Origin of the sequence: Glaesserella australis (genome assembly GCF_003260095.1) — a bacterium.
GTDB lineage: Bacteria > Pseudomonadota > Gammaproteobacteria > Enterobacterales > Pasteurellaceae > Glaesserella > Glaesserella australis.
The window spans coordinates 192,314-219,261 of the sequence record NZ_PTPX01000002.1 but is presented as its reverse complement, the minus strand read 5'-3'; the positions used below and the strand labels follow the sequence as shown (position 1 = coordinate 219,261).

13 protein-coding genes are annotated in these 26,948 nt (G+C 40.6%); 4 read left to right on the top strand and 9 right to left on the bottom strand.

Going from position 1 to position 26,948, the window contains the following annotated elements:
* Window positions 1–35: 35 nt before the first annotated feature.
* The 4 genes from sucA (at window position 36) to sucD (ending at window position 6,571) form a co-directional block, all read left to right on the top strand.
* Complete coding sequence (gene sucA / locus C5N92_RS01755; RefSeq protein WP_111749164.1) at window positions 36–2,843, top strand: 2-oxoglutarate dehydrogenase E1 component; 2,808 nt, start codon at window positions 36–38, stop codon at window positions 2,841–2,843.
* 202 nt (window positions 2,844–3,045) lie between these two features.
* A complete protein-coding gene (gene odhB, locus C5N92_RS01750) occupies window positions 3,046–4,266 on the top strand; it encodes a 2-oxoglutarate dehydrogenase complex dihydrolipoyllysine-residue succinyltransferase (protein WP_111749163.1) in 1,221 nt (406 codons plus the stop codon).
* A gap of 266 nt (window positions 4,267–4,532) precedes the next feature.
* A complete protein-coding gene (sucC, locus tag C5N92_RS01745) occupies window positions 4,533–5,699 on the top strand; it encodes an ADP-forming succinate--CoA ligase subunit beta (protein WP_111749162.1) in 1,167 nt (388 codons plus the stop codon).
* A complete protein-coding gene (sucD, locus tag C5N92_RS01740) occupies window positions 5,699–6,571 on the top strand; it encodes a succinate--CoA ligase subunit alpha (RefSeq protein WP_111749161.1) in 873 nt (290 codons plus the stop codon). The genes sucC and sucD overlap by 1 nt, the downstream gene beginning before the upstream one ends.
* Window positions 6,572–6,621: 50 nt before the next feature.
* Here sucD and C5N92_RS01735 read toward each other — a convergent pair whose 3' ends face one another.
* The 9 genes from C5N92_RS01735 to C5N92_RS01695 form a co-directional block, all read right to left on the bottom strand.
* Window positions 6,622–7,752 carry a methionine biosynthesis PLP-dependent protein gene (locus C5N92_RS01735; RefSeq protein WP_181015862.1) on the bottom strand — a complete coding sequence of 377 codons (1,131 nt, stop codon included), beginning with the start codon at window positions 7,750–7,752 and terminating at the stop codon, window positions 6,622–6,624.
* A gap of 48 nt (window positions 7,753–7,800) precedes the next feature.
* The gene (dapB, locus tag C5N92_RS01730) at window positions 7,801–8,613 is read right to left on the bottom strand and encodes a 4-hydroxy-tetrahydrodipicolinate reductase (RefSeq protein WP_111749159.1); all 813 of its coding nucleotides are present in this window, start codon (window positions 8,611–8,613) and stop codon (window positions 7,801–7,803) included.
* A gap of 241 nt (window positions 8,614–8,854) precedes the next feature.
* A complete protein-coding gene (locus C5N92_RS01725) occupies window positions 8,855–15,022 on the bottom strand; it encodes a DEAD/DEAH box helicase (protein ID WP_111749158.1) in 6,168 nt (2,055 codons plus the stop codon).
* A complete protein-coding gene (locus tag C5N92_RS01720) occupies window positions 15,023–18,166 on the bottom strand; it encodes an STY4851/ECs_5259 family protein (protein WP_111749157.1) in 3,144 nt (1,047 codons plus the stop codon). It lies immediately after the preceding gene.
* Window positions 18,167–18,262: 96 nt separating this feature from the next.
* Window positions 18,263–22,747 (bottom strand): chromosome partition protein MukB, encoded by a 4,485-nt coding sequence (gene mukB / locus C5N92_RS01715; RefSeq protein WP_111749156.1) that lies wholly within the window; start codon window positions 22,745–22,747, stop codon window positions 18,263–18,265.
* On the bottom strand, window positions 22,747–23,460 hold the full coding sequence (gene mukE / locus C5N92_RS01710; protein WP_111749155.1) for a chromosome partition protein MukE: 714 nt from the start codon (window positions 23,458–23,460) through the stop codon (window positions 22,747–22,749). Before mukE ends, mukB begins: the two co-directional genes overlap by 1 nt.
* Window positions 23,461–23,605: 145 nt before the next feature.
* Window positions 23,606–24,517 carry a PDDEXK nuclease domain-containing protein gene (locus C5N92_RS01705; protein ID WP_238138430.1) on the bottom strand — a complete coding sequence of 304 codons (912 nt, stop codon included), beginning with the start codon at window positions 24,515–24,517 and terminating at the stop codon, window positions 23,606–23,608.
* 71 nt (window positions 24,518–24,588) lie between these two features.
* On the bottom strand, window positions 24,589–25,920 hold the full coding sequence (gene mukF / locus C5N92_RS01700; RefSeq protein ID WP_111749154.1) for a chromosome partition protein MukF: 1,332 nt from the start codon (window positions 25,918–25,920) through the stop codon (window positions 24,589–24,591).
* A 118-nt stretch (window positions 25,921–26,038) separates the two neighbouring features.
* Entirely contained in the window at window positions 26,039–26,944 is a 906-nt protein-coding gene (locus tag C5N92_RS01695) for an ATP-grasp domain-containing protein (RefSeq protein ID WP_111749153.1), read from the bottom strand.
* Between the last annotated feature and the right edge of the window lie 4 nt (window positions 26,945–26,948).

The following is a 26,948-nucleotide window of genomic DNA, read 5'->3' as shown; positions in this document are numbered from 1 at the left end:
CCATTCTGTAAACACATATATAAGGTTAGGTCTTTATGCAACATAAAAATTTCGAGGATTTGCTTGCTTCAACGGCATTAGGTGGAGCAAACCAGTCTTATGTTGAAGAAATCTACGAGCAGTATCTTGAAGATCCTGATAGCGTTGATGCAAGTTGGCAAGCCATCTTTGCACAATTACCACAAACTACCGCTGTGGAACAACCACACTCTTCTGTGCGTGATTATTTCCGCCGTCTAGCCCGTGAAAATCGAACTGAAGCAATTACGGTGATTGACCCAGAAGCCAGTGCAAAATTAGTTAAAGTACTACAATTTATCAACGCTTTCCGCTTTCGTGGACACCTTGAAGCTAAATTAGACCCTCTCAATTACTATCGTTGGAAAACATCTCAAGTCCCTGAACTCGATTATCGCTATCACGGGTTAACGGAAAAAGACTTAGAAGAAACCTTTAATATCGGTCGTTATGTTTATAACAAAGAAACAATTAAACTCGGTGAGCTTGCTGATGCCTTAAAAGAAACCTACTGTGGTAGCATTGGTTTAGAGTTTATGCACATTCAAGATATGGAGCAAAAAAATTGGCTTCAAGCGAAAATGGAATCTGTGCTAAACAAACCTTTATTTACTAAAGAAGAAAAAATCAATTTATTAACAGAACTCACCGCAGCCGACGGTTTAGAACGTTACTTAGGCGCAAAATTCCCGGGTGCAAAACGTTTCTCATTAGAAGGTTCTGATGCCTTTATTCCGATGATGAAAGAGATTATCCGTCACGCAGGTCGTCAAGGAATGACCGATGTAGTGATGGGAATGGCACACCGTGGACGCTTAAATATGTTAGTCAACGTGCTTGGTAAAAAGCCTGCAGATCTTTTTGATGAGTTTGCAGGTAAACATGCTGACGACAATCGTGCTGGTGACGTAAAATATCACCAAGGCTACTCTTCTGATTTTGATGTGGACGGCAAACACGTTCACTTAGCACTCGCATTTAACCCATCACACTTAGAAATTGTAAGCCCTGTGGTAATTGGCTCAGTGCGTGCAAGACAAACCCGTATTCATGATAAAGAACATAACAAAGTCTTAGCCATTACCGTTCACGGCGACTCTGCTGTGGCAGGTCAAGGTGTGGTGCAAGAAACCTTAAATATGTCTAATGCCCGTGGTTATAAAGTCGGCGGAACTATTCGTATCGTAATTAATAACCAAATCGGCTTTACCACCTCTAACCCGAACGATACCCGCTCAACCGAATATTGTACTGACATTGCCAAAATGATTCAGGCACCAATTATTCACGTTAACGGTGACGATCCTGAAGCAGTTGCATTTGCAGCAAGAATGGCTGTCGAATACCGCTGCTTATTCAAACGTGATATTTTCATCGACCTTATCTCTTACCGTCGTCATGGTCACAACGAAGCCGATGAGCCATTAGCGACTCAGCCGATGATGTATAGCATCATCAAAAAACACCCAACACCACGCAAAGTGTATGCCGATCGCTTAATTGCTGAAGGGATTATCACGGGTGATGATGAAATCGAAATGATGAATGGTTACCGTGATGCGTTAGATAACGGCAATCGTGTTGTCCCTGAATGGCGTGAAATGGATACTGCTTCTATGGATTGGTTGCAATATCTTGATTATGACTGGACAACACCATACGAAAGCAAATTCCCAGCAGCTCGTTTTACCGAAATTGCAAAACGGGTTTGTGAATATCCTGAATCGTTACGTCCACACCCTCGTGTTGAGAAGATCTACCAAGATCGTCGTGAAATGTATCAAGGCAATAAATTGCTCGACTGGGGTATGGCGGAAACTATGGCTTATGCAACTTTACTTGATGACGGCACTCACGTTCGTTTATCGGGTGAAGATGCGGGGCGTGGTACCTTCTTCCATCGCCATGCGGTTGTTCACAATCAAAACGACGGGACAGGTTATGTGCCATTAACTCAATTACACGCGAACCAAGGTCGTTTTGAAGTTTGGGATTCTGTGCTTTCAGAAGAAGCGGTACTTGCCTTTGAATATGGCTATGCCACAACAGATCCGAAAACCCTAACCATTTGGGAAGCTCAATTTGGTGACTTTGCAAACGGCGCACAAATCGTAATCGACCAATTTATCAGTTCTGGCGAACAAAAATGGGGGCGTATGTGTGGTCTTGTGATGTTGCTACCACACGGCTATGAAGGACAAGGTCCTGAACACTCATCTGCTCGCTTAGAACGTTATTTACAGCTTTGTGCGGAACAAAATATGCAAGTTTGTATTCCGTCCACACCAGCACAGGTTTACCACATGCTACGTCGCCAAGCGATCCGCAAAATGCGTCGTCCACTTGTGGCAATTTCACCTAAATCATTACTACGCCATCCATTAGCGGTTTCTACGCTAGATGAATTAATCAATGGCGAATTCCAAAATGTCATTGGTGAAATTGATAATCTCGATCCAAAACAAGTAAAACGAGTGGTGATGTGTTCTGGTAAAGTCTATTACGACTTACTGGAAGAACGTCGCAAACGTGAACAAACTGATATTGCGATTATCCGTATTGAGCAGCTTTATCCTTACCCACATGAAGATGTTAAAAAAGTGCTTGAGCAATATGCTCATGTTACTGACTTCGTATGGTGCCAAGAAGAGCCATTGAACCAAGGTGCATGGTATTGTAGTAAACATAATTTTGAAGCATCTATTCCTGAAAATGTGAAACTTAAATATGCAGGGCGTGCTGCTTCCGCTTCACCTGCTGCGGGTTATATGTCGCTACATACCAAACAACAAAAAGCGTTGGTTGATGAAGCTTTAACGCTGTAGTTTTTATAACTTCCCTTTCTCCGCTTGCGGGGAAGGGAACAAAGATAGAGAAGAAACAGACAAGCGGTAAATTCTCGCCTAAATTTTGCAACATCCTTGCAATCTTCTCTCCCTAGTTATACAGGATGGGTTTTGCCCCACCAAAATAAAAGATTTTAATACGGGTCAACGCCCACTCTATAAAGTAAGAAGGAAACAAAAAATGACAATCGAAATTCTCGTTCCAGATCTACCAGAATCTGTTGCTGATGCAACCGTTGCAACTTGGCATAAGAAAATCGGTGATACCGTAAAACGTGATGAGGTTATTGTTGAAATTGAAACAGACAAAGTTGTGCTTGAAGTCCCAGCGACAAGTGATGGTGTTATCACTGATATTCAACAACCAGAAGGTGCAACTGTTGTTAGCAAACAGGTGTTAGGTATTTTAACTGCACAGCAAGCGGGCGATCTTTCCTTAGCTACGATTAAACCGGCAAATGAAGCTACACCCCTAGATCGCCAAACCGCTTCTTTAGAACCAGATAATAGTGCAGCAGATGTATTGACACCAAGTGTTCGTCGTTTGTTAGCTGAACACGGATTAGAAGCGAATCAAATCAAAGGTACTGGCGTAGGCGGTCGTTTAACCCGTGAAGATATCGAAGCAGCTATTTCAAAACAAACCGCAAAACAAGCTGCAGCGAGTGCCGAAAATACCATCAGCACGGTAGCTTATGCATCTCGTAGCGAAAAACGTGTACCAATGACCCGCTTGCGTAAGCGTATTGCTGAGCGTCTGCTTGAAGCGAAAAACACCACCGCAATGCTCACCACCTTTAACGAAGTGGATATGCAGCCAATTATGAACCTACGCAAACAGTATGGCGAAAAATTCGAGAAACAACACGGCGTACGTTTAGGCTTTATGTCGTTCTACATTAAAGCCGTGGTGGAAGCATTAAAGCGCTACCCAGAAGTCAATGCGTCAATTGATGGCGACGATGTGGTTTACCACAACTATTTTGATGTAAGTATTGCTGTCTCCACCCCGCGTGGCTTAGTCACCCCTGTGTTACGTGATTGCGATAAACTTTCAATGGCGGATATCGAAAAAGCGATCAAAGCCTTAGCGGAAAAAGGGCGTGACGGTAAATTAACAGTGGAAGACTTAACGGGCGGAAACTTCACCATTACCAACGGCGGTGTGTTCGGTTCATTAATGTCTACCCCGATTATCAACCCACCGCAAAGTGCAATTTTGGGTATGCACGCAATCAAAGATCGCCCTGTGGCTGTTGATGGTCAAGTGGTTATCCGCCCGATGATGTACCTTGCATTAAGCTATGACCACCGTTTAATTGACGGACGTGAATCTGTCGGTTTCTTAGTGGCGATTAAGGATTTGTTGGAAGATCCAACGAGATTGTTGTTAGAGATCTAATAGTCAGTTTCCCTTTATAAGCATTGTAGGGACACACTGCGTGTGTCCGCTACGAAATAATTAACGAAGTAAATGTAGGGACGCCACGTTGGCGTCCGTCTAATCTAACTTTTACGCAAAAGCGATATTTAGCGGACGCCAGCGTGGCGTCCCTACAAAAACGCTGAATATGAAATTGGTGAAGAAATCCAAAGTGGTTGTGCGGACACACGCAGTGTGTCCCTACTGTTCAGAAAGGAACACTCAAAAATAGGAACCCAAACACAATGAACCTACACGAATACCAAGGCAAACAAATTTTTGCCAAATACAAACTCCCAGTCAGTCAAGGCGTTGCCTGTAAAACGGCTGATGAAGCCGTTGAAGCGATCAAACAGCTCAAAGGCGATGCTTGGGCGATCAAATGCCAAGTTCACGCAGGCGGACGTGGCAAAGCTGGCGGTGTGAAATTAGTTCGCAACGAAGCGGAAGTGCGTGAATTTGCAAACAAATGGCTCGGCAAACGCTTAGTCACATTCCAAACAGACGCAAATGGTCAGCCTGTCAATACGCTTTATGTGGAAGAGACTGCAGGTATTGCTCGTGAACTCTATTTAGGGGCAGTGATTGACCGCTCTTCACAAAAAGTCGTCTTTATGGCATCTAGTGCAGGTGGTATGAATATCGAAGAAGTAGCGGCGAAAACCCCTGAATTGCTACATAAAGTGGCAATCGATCCGCTTGTAGGCGGAATGGCGTATCAAGGACGTGAATTGGCGTTTAAATTAGGCTTAGAGGGCGACCAAATCAAACAATTTGCCTTTATCTTTACCCAATTAGCAAAATTGTTTGTGGAAAAAGATCTTTCTTTACTTGAAATCAACCCGCTTGTCGTCACGACAGAAGGTAATTTGCTTTGCTTAGATGCCAAAATGGTGGTGGACGGCAATGCCTTATATCGCCAACCTGAATTAGCTGCAATGCACGACCCAAGCCAAGACGACCCACGAGAAGCGCTTGCCGAGTCGCACCAGTTAAACTATGTGGCACTAGACGGCAACATCGGCTGTATGGTAAACGGTGCAGGGCTTGCAATGGGGACAATGGATATTGTCAAACTACACGGCGGTTTCCCTGCGAACTTCTTAGACGTGGGCGGCGGTGCAACCAAAGAACGTGTGGCAGAAGCGTTCAAAATCATCTTATCGGACAAAGCGGTAAAAGCCGTATTGGTGAACATCTTCGGCGGTATCGTTCGTTGTGATTTAATCGCTGACGGCATTATTGCTGCGGTCAATGAAGTGGGCGTAAATGTGCCTGTGGTGGTTCGCTTAGAGGGCAATAATGCCGAACTAGGTCGTGAAATTTTAGCGAAAAGTGGCTTAAACATCATTGCAGCAGCAACTTTAACCGATGCTGCGGTACAAGCCGTTAAAGCAGCGGAGGGCAAATAATGTCTATTTTAATTAACAAAGAGACCAAAGTGATCTGTCAAGGTTTTACTGGCGGACAAGGCACATTCCACTCACAACAAGCCTTAGATTACGGCACACAACTTGTCGGCGGTGTTTCACCAGGCAAAGGCGGCACAACCCATTTAGGCTTACCTGTGTTCAATACCGTGCGTGAAGCCGTTGAAGCAACAGGGGCAACAGCAACGGTGATTTATGTGCCAGCACCAGGCTGTAAAGATGCGATTTTAGAAGCGATTGACGCAGGTATTCAGCTTGTGGTTTGTATCACTGAGGGGATTCCAACCTTAGATATGCTCCAAGTCAAACAACGCTTGAACCAAACAGGCGTGCGTATGATCGGTCCAAACTGTCCAGGTGTGATTACCCCTGACGAATGTAAAATCGGTATTATGCCAGGAAGTATCCATAAAAAAGGCAAAATCGGTATCGTTTCTCGCTCTGGCACATTAACCTACGAAGCGGTTAAACAGACCACCGATTACGGCTTTGGTCAATCTACTTGCGTAGGTATCGGAGGCGACCCAATTCCAGGTTCAAACTTTATTGATATTCTCAAACTGTTCCAAGAGGATCCTGAAACAGAAGCGATTGTGATGATCGGCGAAATCGGCGGTTCTGCCGAAGAAGAAGCGGCGGCATTTATCAAAGCCAATGTGACCAAACCTGTCGTCAGCTACATCGCAGGCGTTACCGCACCAAAAGGCAAACGTATGGGACACGCTGGAGCAATTATCTCTGGCGGCAAAGGCACCGCCGATGAAAAATTCACAGCCCTTGAAGCAGCGGGAGTGAAAACCGTACGTAGCCTAGCTGATATTGGTTCTGCACTTCAAACTATGTTAAATAAATAAATAAATCAAATAGTAGAGACTAAATTAAACAATTTAGTCTCTCTTTTCATCTATTTCAACGTTGCAAAAGCTTGTAGCAAGTCTGCTTTAATATCTTCCACATGTTCTAACCCTACAGAGAAACGTAATAGCGTATTCGTGATACCGCGTGCAATACGTTCATGTTCAGGAATATCCATATGCGTTTGGGTTGCAGGGTAAGTGATAAAACTTTCTGTTCCACCTAAACTTTCTGCAAAAGTAATCAGTTTCATCGCTTTTAAGAATTGCGGCACCCATTCTTCTTTTTGCAAGCGGAAAGATAACATTCCACTTTTACCTGAATATAACACGCTTTCAATTTCAGGTTGTTCTTTTAAGAATTTGGCTAATTCTGTCGCATTTGATTGATGGCGTTCCATACGTAATGCCAATGTTTTTAAACCACGTACAGCAAGGTAGGAATCAAACGGTGATAGCACCGCCCCAGCACAGTTTTGGAAGTAGAATAAACGCTCAGTTAAATTCTGCCCGTTTACTTTGGTAGCTTCCGAATCTTTAGCCACAATTAAGCCTGCTAACACATCATTATGCCCCGCAAGATATTTGGTGGCACTGTGAATGACAATATCAGCTCCGTGTTCAATAGGGCGGAACAACACTGGTGTTAAGAAAGTATTATCGACAATTAACATCAAATTATGTTTTTTGGCAATTTTTGAAATTGCCGCCACATCGCACTCTTCCATTAACGGGTTTGATGGGGTTTCCACAAAAATTGCTTTGGTATTTGGTGTGATTGCCGCTTCAATCGCCGCCACATCTGCCGTATTAACATAAACAGGTTTCACGGTGTTGTGATGTTTATGGCTAAAGTCTAACAAACGGTAAGTTCCGCCGTAAACATCGCTAGAAATAATCCATTCATCTGGTGCTTTAAACAGTGACATCACAAGCTGAATTGCCGCCATACCAGACGACATCGCAAAGCCTGCATCACCGCCCTCAAGATCGGCAATGCCTTGTTCTAACACGGCACGGGTTGGGTTTTTAGTACGGGTATAATCCCAGCCAGTTGATTCGCCTAAGCCGCTGCGACCGTAAGCGGTAGATAAAATAATGGGTGTTGCGACTGCGCCTGTGCGCTCGTCTGTACGATTGCCAAGTTGCACTAAAGTACTTTCAATATGCTTATATTTCATGATATTTCCTTTGCAAATTGTTTGTTAAAATTGACCGCTTGTATTCGCTTATAAGTTATTCAAATCTAACACATCAGTCATATCAAACAGACCGTTCTGTTTGGTTTGAAGCCATTTTGCTGCACGCACTGCGCCATTGGCAAAAGTCATACGGCTTGAAGCTTTATGTGCAATTTCAACACGCTCACCTTCATCTGCAAACCAAACGCTGTGTTCGCCAACTACATCGCCCGCACGAATAGTCGCAAAGCCGATCTCATCACGTTTACGTTCGCCTGTAATCCCTTCACGAGCGAATACACCGTGGGTTTTCAAATCACGACCTAAAGTTTTAGCAATATGTTCGCCCATTGATAATGCTGTGCCTGATGGTGCATCAACTTTGTGGCGATGGTGTGCTTCAATCACTTCAATATCGCAATAATCGCCCATCACTTTAGCGGCTTTTTCTAACAGTTTAAACACCAAATTCACGCCCACACTGTAGTTTGAGGCAAACACGATACTAATCTGCTCAGCCGCTTGTTTAATCGCTTGTTTGCCCGCATCATCAAAACCTGTTGTGCCGATCACCATTTTCTTATTATTTGCGACACAAAAAGCGAGATGTTCAAGTGTGCCTTCTGGACGAGTAAAATCAATCAGCAAATCAAAATTGCTCACTTGTGATGCTAAATCATCTGTCACCACGATACCTAAAGCACCCACGCCCGCTAACTCACCTGCATCAGCTCCGACTAATGACGAACCTTTACGTTCAAATGCAGCACCTAATACAACACCTTCTACGTTGTTTACTGCCTGAATTAATTGGCGTCCCATTCTGCCACCAGCGCCAACAATACCAATTTTTAATGCCATGTTTACCTCTACATTTTTGTTGTAATAAATGTTCGGATTCTACAAGAAACTCCATAAAATGAGAACTGTCCACTATGAATAATAGTAAAAAAGCGGGCTGATCTGCCTGCTTTCAAATTCTACCTGCTAATTTTTTACGGTTTTATGTAGCAATTGCACAATACAGCGTAAGGGAGAGAATAATCTCTGTGTCTACAAGGCTTTTCTGAGTTTTGTGCAACTACTACATAATGTCGCATTTTTAGCTAAGCTTCATAGCAATTAATGTTGGATAATCAGCATTCTTAACGATAGATGACTTTCTAACTTCATCTAAGCGTTTTACTTGATCATCTACATTTTTCTCAAAATCAAAATTAAATGATCCTTCAGTTTCCAATCTCCAAAACCCCATACCCTGATCGAAAAAGATTTGTATTTTTCTACCTGATTTAAAGATTATGGTTAAAGAGCGACTGTGAGGTAAATTCCGATTATAGGATTGAATATCTAAGTGAACAGTTAAACCAGTTCGTTCAGTAAGATACTTTTGTACCACCGTTTGGTAATCTTCTTGACGATACCAATCGTGCTTTAATAAGCGAGCAACCGAATAACTTCCATCATGTGTAAATACACTTTGTATACTGATGGTCGGTCTAGATTTTCCTGCGAAGGTTTTTAATACTTCAGCAAGCAATAAAATCATAATTGGATTACGTAAATAACGATCACTATAGTGTAAAGTTATGACATCATCATTTTCCCATAATGTTTTAAATTCATCTTTTTGTTTCTCCAACAGTGCTTTTAAGCCACGTCCAAAATAATTAAGCTGTTTTCCACTTAATTCATCTGATATTTCTAATACAAATTGGCTAGCCGATGCTCTTCTTTCAAAGTGTACTGCATCACCAGTAATTAAGGGTTCATCATAAGAATAAATAACAACCCCATCACTGTGTAACCAAGTTTCACCTAAGTTTTTTGCTGATGTATTAGATGTAGCAAGTGTCAACAATCCTTTTTCTGTTTTTACTTGATAAACAATATGCTGATTTACATTTGCACAAATAAAATTAATACCAAGCTGTTGCAATTGAGTAAAGAAGTCTTGAACTTCTTCATCGTAATGTTGTTTAGATAAAACAAATTTAATATCTACACCTGAAGATAATAACGTTAATAGTTGATGACGAATTTGGGTAAAAGAAATTTGCCAATCATCACTATTTTCAGATAACACAAATGTTATCTCACTCACATTTTGATGAAGTAGATCTCTTAATTTCTCTGTTAAATTTAAAGCACTATATTGTCCATTTTTAATCAATGTCTGGTACTCTTGTGGTAAATCTAAATGCTGTGAAAAAGATCCTAACCATAACAGTGTTCTTTTACGATCAAGCTTATCTGTATCAAAACGGGAGTCATTTTCCAATAAACAACTTGAACAATAAGCTTCACATTGAGAATGACAATTCAAAATACTGATCATTTTTTTCAATACATCATTAATATGATGAATCGTATTACTCGCAAACCCCGCTCCACCAGAGATTGAATCAAATAGCTGTAGTGCAAAACTATGTTGACAACCCGATAAAATCACAGGGCGAATACTGTATTGAATTTCGTTAATAGAAATACCTAATTGTTCTGCCAAAGCTCTGCGTAGTGCAACGGCAAGAGTCGTAGCAATCACTCGATCTTCCTTACTATTTCCCAAGTAACCATTTTCTGGGCTACGTAAAATCAACTCAAAAACATCAGTATAAGTTGAAACACCTAAATGTATATTACGTAAAATGTTGCCTGAACAAGCTGTTCGTTTTTCCCCATCTTTAACATTGACTGCTTTAGGTGAAAAATGCTGTGACTTTGGATCTTCCGGATTAAGTTTAGCTGGATAGCCGTCATCTTTTGTCATTGATTCTGCTCGACCACAGCCCATACAAACCGCATATCCTTTTCCACCAAATCCAGAATTATGATGGAATACGTGTCCTTGACTATCAGCACGCATTAATCCTAACTCAGGAACGGGCAAAGATTTCATTTCACCTTTAGCAATAACCCAAGCATTTTGAATAGGTAAAAAATGATTCTCTGCCACATTATTAGATATTGGTTGATAGAAATCCACTAAGAAACCTGTTGGCTGAATAGTTCTTTTTTTATATTCATTTGGAATAGTACAATCACAATTTGAACATTTTAATTGCCCATATTTTGCTGATCCCGTTTCATACCCTGATTCACCACATTGTGGGCAACGCCACGCTACATCAAATTGTTGGGCTTCTTTCGCATTTGGCTCATAGATTTTCTGCCAATTCAATGTAATACCCGCACTACGATAAACAACGCCATCAAGAGCAACATCTACCCCTGGAGCATATTCACGGATAGCAACTGATAATTCCCTAGACGGTAAAGCTTTTGTTTTCTGTGTTGACCCTTCTTTCTCTGTTTTTGCTTGATTTAAATTATCTGTAACTAATTCCACAATGTTTGTTGGAAAACCATAAGACGGTAAATAAGTCTTTTGAGATAATATGGTTAATAAGTATGCATCGCACAGACGTTTCTTTTCTTGAGTAAGGCTATATTTATAATACCCCGTGGCTGTTCTCAATTGAGTATCGACATAATTAAAATCGCCTTGCCAACGCTCTCGGATTTTTTGTATTTCTTGTTTGGATCTCATACAAATTTGTTTAACCGAGCTACTTTGCAAAATAGTACCACGCAAAATATTAAGTATGGTTGTTCTATATTTTTCCCCTATATTTTCATCTAACAGCCAAGCTTCAAATTTTTCAGCAAAAGAACGACTATTTTCAGCATCTATTTTGCTGAAAAACCATTCGGTTGTTAGCTTCGTTCTCTCTTTGCTAATACCCAGTGTCAATAAGAACTTACCCAATAAAAATGCATTTAGATGACGTTGAACTAATTTCTGTGAGCTAAATTCAACATAAGGTGCAGGAATTGGTGTAGAAAACGCCCATTTCGGATTTGCAAATACCGCTTGATCGTGTGGATTATCTTTACACAGGGTGAAACTCACAGCTCTAGATTCTTTAGATCGCCCTGCACGTCCAGCACGTTGTAAGTAATTAGCAGGATGGGGAGGAACATTGTTCATAATAACAGCCATAATGCCGCCGATATCCACGCCCATTTCCATCGTAGTAGAACAATTTAAAACATTTTTTCTACCTTTTTTAAATTCATCTTCATAAAGTTCTAGTTGTGAACGATTTTGTTGCGCAGAGTGCTCTGCAACTGTGTAATAATGTCCACCTTCGACTGCACTATCATTAGTGTCTGTCCATAAATTCTGCTCACGTAATCTCTGAACATCTAGATTGTCTGCAATTTGCTGACGAGTTAAATCCAATGCTTTAAGATAATCGTCGCTATCTTCAAACATCCAAAGCGCTGGTAATTTCACTTCTTCACACTTGAACTCAGCAAAATCAGGTGTCTTAGCTAGCTCCATAAATGCAGATGGTAAATAAGGGGTAAATCCTTTAAATGTAGTGTCAAGCAACTTGTTACTAATAGGACAGATATAGGCTTTATCCATTAAAGCAAGACTTACATTATGTTCATTCTCTTTCGGCTGATGTGTAAAATCCAAACGGTATTTTTTATCAGATTCTGTAAGAATTTGTAACCGAACTAAATCAGACCAAGCTGCTTTTAACCACTCATTTAAAATATCCGCATCGGCATTTTTCTCTGGTTTTAACCCAGAACCTGCCACAAGCAAACTAATCAATCGTTGTTGCTGTCTTTTTCCTTGGTTTACTTGAATCCAACGGCGATAGTTACTTTGTTCAGCATCTTGAGATGTTGGGCTAATTAAACGTTGTTCAAACATCGGAATACCAATCCAACGTTTTAAACCCTGTTCAATTTCTACAAAAATTCGTTCTCGGACATAAAAATCAAGGGAAACTTTTAAGAAATCTTTCCAATCTTCTAGTGTTAGCCCTCTATTATCCCAATAATTCGGTGCACGATTAATTTTTTCTAAGGCAGGATAAACTAATTTTACTAAACCTTGAGTCTCTAAGTTATTGCGACTTTTTGGGCGACGAGTAAATTCTCGTAATAATAACAATCTCGCTAATCTCAAAGAACCATCTGTTTCATTAAAGATATTTGGTTCTAAACGACGATTCTCTTCTAACATAACTAAGCCAATATCCTTAGCAATTTCAGTCTCCATCTCTTTCCAAGGCTTAGCAAGCGGTGAAATATCGCCATCATCTTGTAAATAAGCTTCAATTTCTTGTTTTGTTTGTAGATCAAAAATCTCTTGCCATTTTGACCAATTTAGTTTTAGTATCTCCTTATCAAGTTTATCAAGCCCTGGCATTTTTTTAATTAATTCGGGAGATAAACTTGTCTTGAATTTAACAGATTGTTTTAGTTTTTTCACAACTAAACCACGTAGACGAGAATGCTCTGCATCCTGTTGCATTTTTATCGTCAATTTAGCCGTACCTTGACGACTATCTGTAAAAGTAATCAAACGTTTACCACGACAAGGCTTATCAAGTTTATTATCTTCACTTTCAGCACAATACTCCAACACGGTTGGAACAAGATTCATTGCATAAAAAGGCACGCCAAGTAAACTACGACGCATTGCTTTACCATGCGTTCCTCGCCCTTTATGATCACATACAGAACACACTTGAGTATCACTATGCAATTGATAATAGCGAATTACGCTCCCTTTTAAATCTTGTGATAAACCATTTCTATCAAATTGGCGTGGAATATAATCAGGGTGTGAATATGGACTAAGTAATACTTCTTCCCCTAATTGCATATTAACAACATCTGGAACATCTATATTTTCAGGACCACTTTCATCCAATAAAACAAATTCATCTTCAACTTTACCTGCCCATTGTTTTAGTTGCTCATCCTGTAAATTTGCTAATAAATGTGGAGTATTGCACTCTTCACAAAACACTAATTCTAATACTGCTGCGCCACAATCACATTTCGATCTTTGCTGGCTAAACACTTTACCATATGTCCAATTTTGTTTTAATGGAGTGGTATGTTTAGCAGAACAATTTGGATCAATACAAGCCCAAAGACCTGCAAGTGTACGTTGAAAATAATGTGAACGTAATTTTAAAAATGCTTCACCGTTTTTTTCGGCTTTAGTTGAAGTACAAAGATCAAGCCAACGATAAAGATCTTGCTCCGAGAGTGCAGGAAAAGCAGCTAACGCGTCTTTTACTGAACGCACTTGTTCTGCAAAAAATTGCCGCATACGTACCGCTTGTTTACAACTTAATAAAGCATTAAAACGCATTTCGGAAACTTCTTGCTCACTTTCAAGTTGCTCTAACTGTTCTAAGGTATAATCTTGTTCGGGTAAAGGTGAAAGTGGTGGAATTTGGCGACGCCCGCCGATAATCGCAATTTGATTTTCTGAAATATTCGCAAGTTGGGCTAAGTAACGCTTAAGCTGCGCTTCCGCATCTGAACCAGCAATTGTTGCAGATGTAGCAACAAAGCGGATATCTTTTGCTTCAACATCAAAAGCATGCATCACTCGACGTAATTGTAAGGCTAACTCTGCCGCTTGAGAGCCCATATAAGTGTGAGCTTCATCTAAAATAATCCAGCGTAATTTACCTTTCGATTTATTTAAAATAGGCGCGTCTACTTGGCGAATAAGCATATGTTCTAACATGGTGCCATTGGTTACAAGGATAGGCGGAGGACTTTCACGTAAACGCTCACGAGAAAGTACCATTTGTGGAAGATTATCCTGTTCAGCTTTTACTTTATCTGCATGCTCCTTGGTATCCCCATTGTATAAACAAAAACGGATTTTACCGCCAAAATAACCTGTCCAAGCTTCTAATCGCTCACGCTGAGAACTAATTAATGCATTTAATGGATATAAAAAGAGTGCTCTAACGCCTATTAAGGCTTGATCATCTTGTGCCATTTCACGATACAAATCTTCCAAAACAGGAATCATAAAACATTCTGTTTTTCCTGAACCTGTACCACTAGTAATAATGCGAGATTGTGGTTTTTCAGACAACAGATCTTTCCATGCTTGGTATTGATGTTTAAAGGGAGACCAATGTTTTTCAAAAGCATAGCGTTTATATTTTTCCTTATCTTTAGCCTTATCTAACGCATTCACTACCGCTTCAGAAAGCAAATTTTCCTTCACTAAATCAGTCATTTTCCTACTATCTGTTTCCCATGCAAACATAGGTTCAAATACAGGTTCTGCAACAAAAGTTTCTGACTGGTTCATTTGGTGACTCAAATGATTTCTAAGTTCAGGTTGAGAAATACCTAAAATACTTAAACTCGCTTCTCTTGCTTTATTATTTGCCTGATTTCTTAAAGCTGCAAAATAGGGTTTCATTTATCTTTCCTCATCTTTAAATAATTGGATTGCGCATAAATAAATAGAATTAAACCAATCAATATCAAATTCCATCAACATTTTAAATGTATAGAAATCTTTATCTTCCATTGAGCGTAAACTATCGAAACTCTCTTTTCCACAAGTTACTGCTGCTGCAAAAAATGGAAAGAAAATAACCGCTTGTTCCTTATATTCAAACTGAATATTAAGATCAATACCTTTGTCCCTAGCCCAACTAGCAAGTTCTGTACCAAAATCACTTATCCAAAATCTTTCAAGATTTTTATTGTGAAGTTCTTGATACCAACCAGAGAAACAACGTTTCATCATTTCACGGGTAATAGGTTTTTCTGAATATCTAAAACTTGGAGAGAAACGTTTAATTTGTTCTAGCTTATTATTTATTAATGATTCAATAATAATTTCAGGTAAGGAATTTAAACTCTGTCTAAATCGAATGATTTGTTCAGACCACATATTAATAGGAACAAGAGACCAAATTACATTAAATTCATATTGTAAATGTTCCATAACATGTTCCGTTTTCGGATATTTTAGTACAAAAGCAGTTAATGCCTTATTGTTTTTAATTAATTCCTTCCAGACAAAAAAAGTAGATAATGGCAAATAACTAAATTTCTGGTAAAGTCGAGATAAATAATCCCATCCAGAATGATTTAAGTCTTCTACCATTCTATTCAATACTTCTTGTATTCCTTTAGAATAAAGAGATGGAGGTAATACAATAGCTTGCTGTAAATCGCCTTCAACTTCAAATTTACTCGTAGCAGGTATAAAAATTGCCCTACTCTTTAAGTCAGAATTGGCGTTTGACAAAATCAAACTTGGGGAATCAAGTTCATTTGGCAATATAAAATTACCATTAATATCTTTATTTAATTTTGTACATTCTAATGAAGTTAAAGAAAGTAATTCTAGCTGAATTTTTTCGCTAGGATTTTTCATTTTAATTTCATTCCCTTGGAGAATTAAATCTGTGGCATAAAGTGTTAAATTTATTTGGCGAACAACACAGTTATTTTGACTAATAATTAACTTAACCTGCTCATCCAAATTTTTGGATACCGAAAACAAAGACATTATTTCTGGCTTAAATTCATTTAAATTTATATCTAATGGACTATCTTTTACAAGATATTGAAAACAATAAAAATTATTATGGCTGTTTTTTAAATCAATAGAATAGTTTGTTGCTGTACCTATATCAGGATAGAGACGTACTCGACTACCTAGTAGTTCGTGTAAAGAGAGAGAGTGATAAATTGAAACTTCTTGATCTTCATGATCTAAAACTTGCACACCTGATGAAGGAAATGGCAGAATGATATCAACTTTAGATTGTAGATTAATACCAATTCCAAGCTGTAGTTTTGATTTGTGACTTTCAAGATTTCTTACAAGAAGATGTTTGCTATTATACCCTGTTTGATTCTTAATAATTTCACTTTCAATACCTAATGAACTATTAGGTTTGTAGATAATAAAATTCTTCTCAGAATAAAACTCTATGATACCTTCTTTAGGGCTTTTAGATTTACTGAATTTAATTCTAAAATCTTCAGGTAATACTGCTATTTTTTGTTTAAATAAAAGATTATCTGATTGATCTAAAATTCGTACATATTTTTCACCATAAACACTATGTCCTTGTCCCATATCAAGCCGGAATTCATCATCTAATTGACTTATTTTTGGTAATCCTAAGTAAATTGGACAACCTGTAGGAGTAAAATAAGGTAACATTGAACCAACTAGACGAAATTGTTTTTTTAATTTTTCATTATGACTAGAAATATGAAATTTCTCGTTCTGATATTTAACTACCGCTTTACCTGATAAAAGATAATGTTTTAAGCCATTTTCTTCAGGAGTTACTGCAATAAGTTCAGAATATTCATCTTGAATTTCAATACTTGCTTGTTCTGCTAAAACTACATGAAAAGTGTCCATTTTTCTGTGGACACTTCCTAAACCAATAACCTTTGGTGGAGTATCTGCATTAAGTACTAAAGGCATTTCTGCTACATCAATTTCACTTTCTGCGAGAAGCTCTTTATATACAATAACGCCTTGCTGTTCTAACACTAAAAAAATCGGAAGCTTAGGATTTTTCCTATAGCTCAGAGCATATGTTTGGCGCAAACTAATATCATAACGTTCATTATGGCTAGAAATAACATATGCAGAACTTATATTTGTTAAACATTCATTCCCTTCATATAAACTCAATACACAGCGAGCTTGAGTCAGATGATATTGTGACTTAATAGTTATTAGCTTTGCTAATTTGATTTCTACTTTAAATTTAAACTCTTCAGTATTAATCAGGGTTTGTATTAGCGTATAACGTTCATTATCCTTTGTATGGTTTCTACGCACCTTAACAGCTGTATCTAACAAACTTAATAATAATTTATCTGCTGTCTCATTATTCAATGGTATTGGAAAATCAACTTTCCAGTCTGGTTTTCTGATATCTAAATAATGGGCTGGAGATGTTTGAAGAGAAAGATCGTATTTTTCTACTAAATAAGCAATTTTTGTTGCCATTTCAGTAATTAAAGATAAGGTTGTTTCGTTTTTTAACGCTTCTGGGAAATAAGTAAGATAAGGGAGTAATAATAAAGGATCTAAAACGACCTGAGGATTTTGAGAATAAAAGGCTAATATATTTCTAAATAATTCTTGGAAACGACTATTTTCGGAAATTAATAAAGTATAGGGTAATCCTCCTTCACGATAAACAGAACCTAAATAACTATGATGATTCTTTGTATATTGAACAATCTCTCGTTTCCAATAAGCAAACCCTTGTTGAATAAGCCGTGTTCTTATATTACTATCTAATTTTTGGTTTAATGACTGTTCAATTCCACTCCAAGTCCAGCCACTCCGATATTCTCGCCGATACCATTCCGCACAGTACAAACAAAAGGCTGCGGATAAAGTTCGGTCTAAATCACTTTTATCTAATTTCGATTGTGATAAAAGAGTTTGTAGCTGTGAAAATTCAGAATCAAGCATTCGATAAGTATAAAGAGGCTTGCCTGTAGAACGCTCTAATTCTCGAGAAGTAAAAAATGTTCTCATCCAATATGAAATATCATGTGAAAAAGACATATAAATTCTCCTATATATTCGTAAAGAATAGAGTTAATGTTTTCAAGGGGACATGACAATAATAAAGGACGCCAAACCAGCGTCCTTATATTTCAACTACTCTTTCCCAAACCCCTTCAACCCAACAACGTGAACATATTCCTGATTGTTGGCAATTTTACGCACCAATTTATAGGTTGTACCACGTTCTGGGCTGATGTTTTCTGGGGCGGCGATAAGTAACTGCATATCCAACCGTTCGCAGAGTTCAAACAGCGTGTTGATTGAAGTTGCGTCCAAACGGGCAGCTTCGTCAAGGAACAGCAAGCGGGCTGGCAGAATATCTTTAGCTCGCATACGGCGAGACTCTTCTTCCCAGCTTTGCACCACCATTAACAAGATCGACATACCCGTACCAATCGCTTCCCCTGTGGATAAGGCACTACTTTCGGCACGCATCCAGCCGTCAGCCCCACGGAATGTTTCCACTTCGAGATCGAGATAGTTGCGGTAATCTAGCAACTCTTCGCCGATTGTTTGTGGCGTGCGTTGCCCCAATTCGATATGCGGATTGACCCGCTTGTAGAGCATTGCTAAGGCTTCCGAGAAGCTTAGTTTTTGGTTCTCAAATAGATCACTGTGCTGATCACGGTCGTTAGATAACGCATTGAGCAAAATAGCGTGAGTATCACGAATGTTCACCACCAAACGCACCCCTTTTACTTGACCAAAGGCGATATTTTGCAAGCCTTGATTGAGTTGAAGAATACGGTTTTGCTCACGCTGAATGGTTTTACGCAGAATGTTCGCCACACTTTCAGAGCTGATCGCCAATTTTTTCTCACGGCTAGTCAGTTCATTGGTTAAGCGAGAAAGCTCAATTTCCATCTGCTCAATCGCATCAATCGGGTCGTCCGTTTTGATGATGTCTTGACGAATACGCTCACGCAGATGTTGATAAACGGAAATAAAGAACGCCACTTTATTTTCAGGCTTACGGCTGTCTTCAGACGCTCGCAAGCTATCACGCAAGTATTCGTTATCCGCCACCGCCAATCGCAACGCCCCGAGTGCTTTATCGGAAATCGAACGCAACTCTTCCGCCGATTGATAAGCTAACTCACGGCGATTTAAGCGTTTTTCCACATCGCTGTTGCGAGAGAGTTTCAGCACCAAACACCAGCTGACTTTCGCCTGCACCACAATTTCACGTTGAGTATGGTAATCACGCTCTGCCTTGCGAACGGCTTTGGTGAGATTGTCCATTTCCGCTTGAATAACCGCCACTTGCTTGTCGATATAGGACTTCCGCATACGGTGTTGGCTCAAGCGTTGTTGCAGTTCATCACGGCGTAATCTCGCCCGTTCTTCCGCCCCGTCATCATTGCGAATGCCATATTCGTCCATCTCTTGCAACAGCTCTTGGAGCATCTGATTTTTCGCTTCAAAGGCACTGCGTAACGATGTAAGCACTTGATTATATTCGGTAAATTGTGTTTGAGCTTGACGCAACTGCTCACGAGCCTGTTCACGCTCACGTTGTGCATTGTCTAAACGTTGGCGAAGCTGTTCATTTAACGCCGAGCCTTCTGTGCCAACGGTTTCTTGATAGCTGAAATGCAAACGGCGGTTCATCACGTCCGCAAGGGCAAAGACTTTCTGTTGTTGCAATTTTTGTTGCTCAACTGACCGCTTGTAGTCCGCTTGAAGCTGTTCAAACTGGGTCGGATCGCTCTTTAACGCCACCGCAATCGGCTCTAACTGTGCCAACGCATTGCCAAATTGACGGATAAATTGTTCATCTTCCTGAGCGTCTAACAGCTGTTCACGACAGGCTTCTACCCTATCTTGCAAGGTCTCGTCCGCAAGCACATTCAGCTGTGGCAACACTTTATTCAACAGTTGCAACTGAGCTTTGCTGTTGTCTAACTGGTGACGTAATTGCTGTTCTATACCGCTAGCTTGGTTCAATTCACGCTCAATTTCGCTGCGTTTTTGAGCAATCTCTTGCATTGCCACTTCAGGATCAGGCTGAAACGCCAACGCCAAATGGGTTCCGATAAACTGGCTTAAATGTTGGTGTAAACGTTGGCATTTCTGCACATCAAAGGCACGTTCAGCGTGTTTTTCGTTGGTTTCATCTCGTTCAAGATTGAGTTTTTCGAGCTGTTTCTCACGAGACGCACGCCCGAACACCGCAAATTCTGAGAATTTTGAGTAACGCCATTGACGGTCGGACAGTTGCACCACCACGCCGTCCCCAAGCTCTTCCGACTTGAACACATTATCATCAAAAGCATTTGGATCGCCTTCGATCAAATAGAGATTATCAGGGCAGTCGTCTAATTGCTCTAATTGCGTTTTAACCGCCGCCAAATCACGCACCACAATAGCGTGGCGAGCTTCGCCGTACAAGGCGGAGAAGTACGGAGCATCTTCAATCGACACATCTTCATACAGCTCTGAAATCAGCACACCGCCAAATTTTTCGGCAAGCTGATTTAAGCGAATATCTTCCGCCCCGTCTGGCTGACTTAGGCGAGAAATCTGTTCGTCTAACAGTTGTTCACGGCGAGCCAACTCATCACGTTCAAGGGTCGCTTCACGCTCACGGCTCAAGGTATTTTGCATAAACTGCATTACCGACTGGCTACTGTCAAAGTTCTCACCGCACTGCTCTTGCAAACGAACGAGTGCCGATTGAGCCGTATGCCACGCGGGTGCTGTTTGTGCAAGTTGTTGATATTGCTGATTTAATTGCTCACGTTGCTGACGTTGAGTTGAACGCACTTCGACAAATTCAGCCAGTTCCGCTTCCAAATCTTCAAGGCGAGCCTGCTGTTCTTCGTAGTAGCTTTCCAAATCTTCCGCACTGGCTAAATCTGTTTGAGCTTTTTGGTTGAACTCTGCTAACAAGCGTTCGGCATTCTGTTGTTGATGCAAACGCTGTTCTAATTCCGTTAATTTTTGACGCAAAGCCACCGCTTGTTGAGCCTGAGCTTTTTGGCTTGGATAGGCAGAAAGCAAGGCTTTGGCTTCTTCCCACGCTTGCAAGCGGTCGATTTCGCCCGAAATTTTGCAAACCAACTCATAGGCTTTGTCAAACTGGCTTTTCGCCATATCCGACACCGACAAACGCTGCTCCAACTCAAACACTTTGTCGGTTAATTCGTCCGCTTGAGCCGAAAATTCAGCGTGATAATCTTCCACATTGTGCAGATCTAAATTAGCTAAACCGCTGATCTGTTTGGCTTTTTCTAAAGCATTGACTGCCTGTTGATATTGCAAAGCTCGGGTTTGTTGAGCGTCCAACGCCTGTTGATAATCCGCCATTTGCGAACGCAGATCTTCAACCACATCTTCCGCTTCTGCGGCACGGGCTTGAGCCATTTCTTGACGTTCCGCCACTTCTTCCAACGCCATTTGTTGCTCTTCAAGACGTTCGCTCAATTCCGCCACATCATCTTGATAACGCTCTACTTTTTCTTGATGTCGAACGGCATTCATCACTAAATTTAGGTGATCGGACGCACTGTTATATTCGGCTTCGAGCGAACTTTCGCCCTGCTCCAAATCGTTCATCTCACGGCTAAATTCGACCAAACGTTGCTGTTCAAGGGTGAGTTTCGATTTAGATTGATACCACTCTTGACGCTTTTCTATCGCCTGTTGCACATTGCCACGGCGTTCGTTGGCGTGTCGCATATAATCCGCTGACACATAATTGGTGGACTCGGTAATCAATTTTTTGAACATATCCCGATCCGACTGCGTAACCTTAATCGCTTCAAGGGTCATACGGTTTTCACGCAACGCCGATTCCATATCCTGAAACGCTTGGCGAACGCCCGTGTTTTCAGGTAAAAGATAGTCTCGTAAGGATTTGGTAATCACGCTCGAAATACCGCCGTACAAGGACGCTTCAATCAATTTGTAGAATTTGCTACGGTCGCCCGATGTGCGTAAGCGTTTTGGGATCACACCGAGATCGAACAGGAAACTGTGGTAATCGGTAATGGAATGGTACTGTTTGAACTGCACATCACTGCCGTCAAACTTCTCTTTGAGATCGTTTAGAGCTAACACTCGGGCGTTTTTCTCGCCGACTTGTTCCGTTAAAATGCTGATAACCGTTTGATCTTGCTTGATATTTTGTAATGAGAACGAACGAATATCGACTTTTTTATCACGCCCAGCAATCTGTTGCAAACGCACACCGCTAATCACCCGTTGCCCACGAGAATTTTCACTCTCCAACACCGCATAACAAACCCCAGCCTTGAGCTTACCGTACAAGCCCTTATCCCGAGAGCTAGACGTAGAGCCAGCTTCGGTGGTATTACGGAAGTTGAGCAAAGTGAGATCAGGAATTAACGCCGTCACAAACCCTGCCATTGTGGTCGATTTCCCTGCTCCGTTACCGCCCGACAAGGTCGTTACCAGCTCATCTAAATCAAACGTCCGAGCAAAAAAACCGTTCCAGTTGATTAGGGTCAGAGAGCGGAATTTGCCACGGGGGATAGCTTCAGGGCGTGCAAGCGGTAAGTTTTGCGAATTTTTTTGCAAATCTTGTGTAGCGTTATTTAATTCAAACTCTTGCATTACTCTTCCTCACCATTTAATTCATCGTCATTTGCAAATTCTTCATCAAAGCTGACTGCTTGCTCTTTCAACACCACTGAACTTGTCGCCTCACCATCACGAATTAAGCGAAGTTGGGCTTCTCGTGGGTCATCACCTGCTCTTACATCAGCACCAAAACGGAACACCGACTCGGAAATCACAAATTTTTTGCTGTTTTGATCGCCAACACGGGTAATCATTCCCAAACGCCCTAAACGGCGTAATGCACCGCCAACTTTCTCTGCCAGTTTTGCTTTATCTAAGTCCGAACCTGTTGAACGTGGGTTGATTGCTTTTAATAATTTGCTTTCATCAGCAAGGTTCAGTAGCTCATCATACACTTCGTCATAATGGAAAATCCCTTGCTGTGCAAGGCGTTCTGGGCTGAGATAGAGATAGCACAACACTTTACCTACCAGCATTTCCATCTCGCTCATCGCCGAACGAGCAATTAAGGTACTCGCTTTCGGGCGAAGATAGAAGAAGCCTTCAGGGGCGCGAATCAGTTCAACGTGATAACGGCGGTAAAATTGCTCAAGCTCGCCTTGATAATCCATCAAAAAAGCGTGTTCATCAAGGGATTCAAGGCTAATATGTCGCCCTGAACGCAGTTGGCTGTCCAGTTGCGGAAAAATCGGGTTGGCAATCGCTTCTGCCAACTTGGTTGAAATAAGGTGTTGGGTGTCTGTCATTCTATTTTCTCTGAATTAAATGCTAATTTACACGATACGGGGTTAAATTCTGTTCTTCAATCAAGTTCTGTTCTTTATTTATTTCTTCAATTAATTCTTCTTCTGTTGGAATATATAATTTATATTTTGATGTAAATATCTGTGATTAATTTTCTGGTAAGGTATATTTCACCACACTTTCACTTTTACTTGCCGATAAAATAATGCCTATCGGTGGATTATCCCCTTCATTCATCATTTCTCTGGTATAATAATTTACATACATCTGCATCTGACCAATATCTTGATGCGTTAATTTTCCGACTTTTAAATCAATAATCACAAAACATTTTAAAATATAATTATAGAAAACAAGATCAATGAAATAATGTTCTCCATCAAAACTAATTCTTTGTTGGCGTGCCACAAAAGAAAAACCACGCCCTAGTTCTAATAAAAACTTTTGTAGATGATTAATTAAGGCTTGTTCTAGATCTTTTTCATATAAATTAGCAGTATGTTGTAACCCTAAAAATTCAAGTACATAAGGATCTCGAATAATATCTTTTGGCGAAATCGGCTTTTCAACTTGATGAATTTCTTGGCTTACCGCTTTTTTATCTCGGCTTGCAAGTAGGCGTTGATAATAAAAAGTATTAATTTGTCGCTCTAATTGTCTGGTACTCCACATTGATTTACTGCATTCTTCAAAATAAAACGTTCTTTCTATTTTATTTTGAACACTTAGTAATAAGCGGTAATGTGTCCAACTTAAATTTGGAGATACCATTTCCCATTCAGGAAATGCCATATAAAATGCTCGCATATTTGATAAATTACGGCGAGTAAATCCTTTACCAAATTCAGCTGTTAATTGTTTTGATAAAAAAGCTAATAATGCTTGACCATATTCAGCCCGTTGAGACTGATGTTGAGCTTTGTGAATAATTAGCCCAACATTCCAATAAGCCTCCACCATTACAAAATTTACTGCAGAATAAGCCTTACGTCTTGCTACGCTCATTATTTGATGAATGGCGTGATATATTTCCATATCACTTTGCTCAATTAAACTCATTCGTTATCTCCATAAGCTGATTAAGTAAGGAACTGCTCGCACATTTGGCACGCAGTGCGTGCCAAATTCAACTACCGCTTAAACTGGTCAATCACATTCGCCTGTACTTCTGCACCGTTTTCGTTAATCGGTTTCCATTCAGGGTAAATTGCTTGGCTGTCTTGGCTTGCCATACCGAGTTTAACCGCTTGATCGACAATAATTCTCGCTACATCAAAATGGCGAGAAAGTGGGTACATTGCCAGCTGTTCACGCAAGATCGCACCAAGATCAATCGGTTTGCCTTGTTCACGGAATGGAGCAAGATAGGCTTGCATTGTGGCGATAATCTGTTCTTGCACCTGTGAGAGCGACTCAAATTCTAGCTCCGTTGGCAATTCGCCCACCGCTTCGGCTTCGTTGAGTTCGCTTTCATCATCACGCAGATCCATTAATGGCTCGGCTTTGGCGATATAAAGTTGCCACGGGTTGTCGAAATAATCTTGAATAGATTGACGTAACCGCTGACCAAAAACACGGTTTTTGTCCATATCAATGGCGGTACGAATGAATTTGTGGACGTGGCGGTCGTAGCCGATCCAAAGGTCTATTGCCTGTTGTCCCCAGCTAATAATGCGGTCTAATTTATTTTGCAAATTGACGATAAGTTGATCGACAAAATCCAAATCATCACGCCCGATCAAACAGCTTTGAATACGTAGCAGTTGCGACTGCAATTTGTCGCCTGACGCATTCAATACATCTTGTAACTCACGCAAATTGCCCGATGTTTCATCTAACAACTGCTGACAAGTGGCAATGGCTTCGTGCCAATTTTGGCTCAATAATGCGGCAATTCGTTCACGAATTTGTTGCTGATTTTCGTCCATCATTCGTTGTGAAAGGTCGATGCTGTCGAAAATCTCTGCCACTGAAAATTTCAATGGGGCAAACACCTGCGTTCGCCAAAAACGTTCATCACCGCCCTCTTCCGCTGAATTTGACGCACGCTGAATTTCGTCCGCCACAATCGAAAGTTGAATAGAAAGACGTAAAGTCGAAAACTCACGCTGGCGAATGTAATATTCCGATACGCCCACGCCCAACGGTGTTAAGCGATAAATCGCCAAGCCTTCGGTAAATTCGCTGGAAAAGCGGTTCAAAAAACGTTGTTTTACCAAGTCGTTGATCGCATTATTTGCACGTAGGGTTTGGGTTGCTTCCGATTGAGCAAACGCCGTTGAAACGTGGCGGAAAATATCTTGCAAATCGCTTTCTAGCAGTTCGCCGTCCGTTCTTTCATTGTTATAGAGAGCTATCGCCAGTAAAAATGCCAATCGGTCAGTAGAAAGGGAAAGCGAAAAGTCTCGCTCTTTTGTCCATAAAATCAATTCGGGGATCGTTTGTGCTAATTCGTGTTGCATAGGCGATATTGTTTGAATATAAAAATGTTGTTTATTGTACCTTAATCAGCAGAAAATAGGAAAAGACAAGCGGTGAGTTTTGCAAAATTTCTTGCAAATCTCACCGCTTAGTATGGAATCATAAAAACTTGTGTCGCAATTTTTCGATCATCAGACTGGCAATATCAACGCTACTCACTTTTTCGATCATTTCAAGACCGGGGCTTGCATTGACTTCAAGGACCATTAAGCCATGTTGAGATCGAATAAGATCTACTCCCGCCACATCTAAGCCTAACGCTTGGGTGGCTTTAACGGCTAATGCTTGCTCTTCGCTTGAAAGTAAAATTGGCTCTGCTGTACCGCCTCGGTGGATATTTGCTCTAAATTCATTGGATGAACCTTTGCGTTGCATAGCTGCAACAACTTTATCGCCAATGACAAAAGCACGAATATCTTCTCCTTTGGATTCTGATATAAATCGCTGTAATAAACTAGGGACTTTGGCACTTTTTAAGGTTTCAAGCAAACTTAATGCACTGCCGTAGCTTTCAGCTAACATCACACCAACGCCTTGTGAGCCTGAAAGGGTTTTGATTACGGTGGGTAGGTCAAATTGTGCGAGACTTTCTGATGTCGCATAACACTCGCCTGCCAATACAGTATCGGGTACACTAATGCCACAAGCGGTGAGTTGCTGTAAACTTTTCCACTTATCACGAGCAAGGGCAAAAGCCGAAGCATTATTTAACACGGGGATCTGCTTTTGCTCAAAATGGCGTAGCACATTACAGCCCATTTCTGTGCTTGTTGTGCCAAATCTTGGCAAGATCCCGGCATATTCGGCGATTTTTTCAGGAGCAGGGCGAGCTTTATCATAGGTTTCGCCCGTTTGATAAAAAAGTTCAAACCGCCCTTGCTCAAGCTTGAGCAAAAAACGGTTTGGGTCAAGGATATCAAGTTGGTAGCCGACATTTTCTGCTGCCTGTTTTAAACGTTGGCAACTGTATAAACGTGGTTCTCGGCAAAGCATTAATAATTTCATACTT